The organism is uncultured Anaerotruncus sp. (genome assembly GCF_902490045.1).
Lineage (GTDB): Bacteria > Bacillota > Clostridia > Oscillospirales > Ruminococcaceae > Anaerotruncus.
The window spans coordinates 1-3,808 of the sequence record NZ_CABUCJ010000167.1 but is presented as its reverse complement, the minus strand read 5'-3'; the positions used below and the strand labels follow the sequence as shown (position 1 = coordinate 3,808).

At 65.9% G+C, this 3,808-nt stretch carries 4 protein-coding genes; 2 read left to right on the top strand and 2 right to left on the bottom strand.

The annotated features are described in order from the left end of the window. Positions 1-85: 85 nt before the first annotated feature. Positions 86-949, bottom strand: coding sequence for a class II fructose-1,6-bisphosphate aldolase (gene fba / locus RDM88_RS12105; protein ID WP_308755082.1), 864 nt, complete (start codon positions 947-949; stop codon positions 86-88). A gap of 197 nt (positions 950-1,146) precedes the next feature. On the opposite strand from fba, the gene RDM88_RS12100 reads away from it, so the two are divergent. Continuing rightward, positions 1,147-2,562 (top strand): sodium:alanine symporter family protein, encoded by a 1,416-nt coding sequence (locus tag RDM88_RS12100; protein ID WP_308755081.1) that lies wholly within the window; start codon positions 1,147-1,149, stop codon positions 2,560-2,562. Next, positions 2,528-3,208: a YjjG family noncanonical pyrimidine nucleotidase gene (locus RDM88_RS12095; RefSeq protein WP_308755080.1), complete on the top strand. Its 681-nt coding sequence runs from the start codon at positions 2,528-2,530 to the stop codon at positions 3,206-3,208. The genes RDM88_RS12100 and RDM88_RS12095 overlap by 35 nt, the downstream gene beginning before the upstream one ends. Positions 3,209-3,265: 57 nt before the next feature. Here RDM88_RS12095 and RDM88_RS12090 read toward each other — a convergent pair. Beyond that, positions 3,266-3,808, bottom strand: a 543-nt coding sequence (locus tag RDM88_RS12090) for a prephenate dehydratase domain-containing protein (RefSeq protein ID WP_308755079.1), incomplete at its 5' end; no start/stop codon positions are given.

Sequence of the window (3,808 nt, the reverse complement as noted above, 5' to 3'; positions counted from 1 at the left end):
AATGGGCGGCCGCTTCTTTATGCAGTCTTTTTTGAAAGCATGGAAAGAGACGGCTCGTCCCTCCCCATGAGGCGCGCCGCGCCTCTTATGCCTTGCCGACCGAGCCGAAGAGCTCCATCTTCTCCTTGACGGTCGCCTTGATCGCGTCGCAGCCGGGCGCGAGCAGCTTGCGCGGGTCGAAGCCCTTGCCCTGCTGGTCCTTGCCCTCTTCGATATACTTGCGGGTGGCGGCGGCAAAGGAGAGCTGGCACTCGGTGTTGACGTTGATCTTGCTGACCCCCAGCGAGATCGCCTTTTTGATCATATCGGCCGGGATGCCCGTGCCGCCGTGGAGGACGAGCGGCATCGCCGGGTTCAGCTTCTGGATTTCGCTGAGCACCTCGAAGTTGAGGCCCTTCCAGTTGGCGGGATACTGGCCGTGGATATTGCCGATGCCCGCCGCCAGCATCGTCACGCCGAGGTCGGCGATGCGTTTGCACTCGGCGGGGTCCGCGACCTCGCCGCCGCCCACGACGCCGTCCTCCTCGCCGCCGATGGCGCCGACCTCGCACTCGACCGAAATGCCCTTGGACGCGGCCAGCGCGATGATCTCCTTGCTCTTTTCGATATTCTCATCGATCGGGTAGTGGGAGCCGTCGAACATGACCGACGAGAAGCCCGCCGCGATCGCCTTTTTGGCGCCCTCATAGCTGCCGTGGTCGAGGTGCAGCGCCACCGGCACAGTGATGCCGAGGCTTTCGACCATCGCCTTGGTCATCGCCGCGACCGTCTCAAAGCCGCACATATATTTGCCCGCGCCCTCGGAGACGCCGAGAATGATGGGGGAATTGCATTCCTGCGCCGCGAGCAGGGCCATCTTGGTCCACTCGAGGTTATTGATATTGAACTGCCCGACCGCGTAATGTCCCTCGTGAGCCCTGGTAAGCATGTCCTTCGCCGATACTAACATGTTTCGTCCTCCTCGATCATATGTTGGAATGGTACGTCCCGCGCCCGCCGGACGCGGACGTGGTTGTGTAATGGTTCTATTATATGGGATTATCTGCAAAAAATCAAATCTTTTTGCACAGGCGCGCCGTTGACGCGCCCGCGCGCAAAATGCTATGATGTTTCCGGGCCTTTCCGGGAACACGCTGGGAGGATGGCATGGAAAAACTCACGGAAGGAATCGCAAGGCTCAACCAGCTGGTCGGCGGCTTCGTATGGGGGCCCGTCATGATCGGCTTCCTGCTGCTTGCAGGCCTCTATTTCACGGTCGGCACCGGGTTTTTCCAGTTCCGGCGGTTCGGGCTGTGGCTGCGCGGTACCCTCTTCGCCATCTTCCGCAGTCCCGACGTCCGCGACCGGCGCGACCCCGGCGCGATCTCCCAGTTCCAAGCGCTGGCCACCGCGCTGGCGGGCACCATCGGCACCGGAAACATCGTTGGCGTCGCCACCGCGATCACCGCGGGCGGGCCGGGCGCCATCTTCTGGATGTGGATTTCCGCGCTCGTCGGCATGATGACGAAATACGCGGAAAACGTCCTCGGCAACCGCTACCGCTACCGCGACGCCCAGGGGAAATGGGTTGGCGGCCCGATGGTCTACATCGAACGGGGACTCGGCTGCCGCTGGCTCGCGGTGCTCTTCGCGGTTTTCTGCGCGGCCGCCTCCTTCGGCATCGGAAACATGACGCAGGCCAATTCGATCTCGGGGGCGCTCGCCTCCTCCTTCGGCCTCTCCCCGCTCGCCGTCGGCATCGCCGTCGCCACCCTTTCCGGGGTGGTCATCCTCGGCGGCATCAAGCGGCTCGCCTCGGTCACGGAAAAACTCGTGCCCTTCATGGCGGTTACCTACACCCTCGGCGGCGTCCTCATCATCTGCCTCAACTGGCGCGGCATCCCCGCCGCCTTCTCCGCCATCCTCTCCGACGCGTTCACCCTGCGGGCCGCGGGCGGCGGCGCCGTGGGATTCCTCCTCTCGGACGCCGTCCGCTACGGCGTGGCGCGCGGGGTCTTCACCAACGAGGCCGGGCTCGGCAGCTCGGTCATCGTCAACTCCGCCTCCAACGTCAAGGAGCCCGTCCGTCAGGGGATGTGGGGCATCTTCGAGGTTTTTTTCGACACGATCGTCATGTGCACGATCACCGCGCTGGCCATCCTCACCTCGGGCGCACACCTCCTCGGCGGGGACGGCGCGGAGCTCGCCATCGCCGCCTTTTCCAGCGGCTTCGGCCGGTTCGGCGGGGTGTTCATCACGCTGGCCGTCTGTTGCTTCGCGTTCGCCACCATTCTCGGCTGGTCCTACTACGGCGAACGCGCCGTCGACTACCTCTTCGGCGCGCGCGCCCGCACCGGCTACCGCCTGCTCTTCATCGGCATGACCGTCGTCGGCTGCGTGGGCAGCCTGAAGCTCGTCTGGAGCGTCTCCGACACCTTCAACGGCCTCATGGCGCTGCCCAACCTGGCCGCGGTGCTGCTGCTCTCCCCGGAGGTGTTCGCCGCCACCCGCGATTATCTCGGACGTATCAAAAAAGGAGGATCCCCCCATGAAATACGACGTCATCCTGTTCGACGCGGATGAGACCCTCTTCGACTACCGGCGGGCCGCCCGCGAAGCTCTCGCGGGCGCCTGCGCCGCCTTCGGCATCCCCTTCACCGAAGCGGTCCACGCCCGCTACCACGCGATCAACGACGCGCTCTGGAAGCTTTACGAGCAGGGCAGCACGACGCAGGAGGCCCTGCGCGTCGAACGGTTCGAGCGGCTTGCCGCCGCGCTCGGCGCCTCCCTCGACCCCGCCGCCTTCAACGCCGCCTACACCGCCGCGCTCGGCGAGGGAGCCTATCTCCGCGAGGGAGCGCTCGAGCTCTGCCGGGCGCTCTACGGCAAACGCCCCCTCTTCATCGCCACCAACGGCCTCGTCGCTACCCAGAAGCGGCGGCTTGAAAAATCTCCCCTGCGCCCGCTCATCTCGGGCATGTTCATCTCGGAGGAGATCGGCTTCCAGAAGCCGCGGAAGGAATATTTCGACGCGGTGCTCGCGGCCGTCGGAAGCCCCGCCCCCTCCCGCGTCATCCTGCTCGGCGACTCGCTCACCTCCGACATGGCGGGCGGCAGGAACGCCGGCGTCGCCACCTGCTGGCTCGCACCGGAGGACGCGCAGGACACGGTCGGCTGCGACTACCGCGTCTCCGCCCTCCCCGATTTCCTCCCCATCGCGCTGGCGTAGGGCCGCGCGGCCCCAAAAGCAAAAAACAGGCGGACGCCGCGGCATCCGCCTGTTTTTTCAGTCCCGGTCGCTCCGGTAGGCGCCCAGAAGCTGGAAGTCCTTGGCCCCGGCGGAAATCTCCGCCAGCACGCCGCGCACGTCGCCGCTGTCGACGTCCCCCTCGAAGTCGAGGTAGAAGCGGTAGCTCCACAGCTCCTCGGGGATGGGGCGGGACTCGATCTTCACGAGGTTGATCCGCCGCTCCGCGAAGTGCCGCAGGGTGCTGAAGAGGGTGCCCGACTCGTTGTCGAGCGAGAAGGCGAGGCTCACCTTATCCGCCCCGGCGGGCGCGAGCGCCCGCCCGATGACGATAAAGCGGGTCGCGTTGTGGCGGCTGTTTTCGATCGCCGGAGCGATGATGTTCAGCCCGTAGAGGGCCGCCGCGCGTTCGCTCGCGATCGCCGCCTTGGAGGGGTCGCCCTCCGCCGCCACCAGGCGGGCGCTTTCGGCGGTGCTGTGGAACACGGACTGTTCCCAGCCGGGGTGCTCCGCCAAAAAGCGGCTGCTCTGCTCGAGGCCCTGCTCATGGGAGTAGACGGCGCGCACCGTATCGAGCGTCGC

Bases quoted from the DNA above. Each gene is read 5' to 3' on its own strand.
- fba (WP_308755082.1), bottom strand. From the start codon at position 949: ATGTTAGTATCGGCGAAGGACATGCTTACCAGGGCTCACGAGGGACAT.
- RDM88_RS12100 (WP_308755081.1), top strand. From the start codon at position 1,147: ATGGAAAAACTCACGGAAGGAATCGCAAGGCTCAACCAGCTGGTCGGC.
- RDM88_RS12095 (WP_308755080.1), top strand. From the start codon at position 2,528: ATGAAATACGACGTCATCCTGTTCGACGCGGATGAGACCCTCTTCGAC.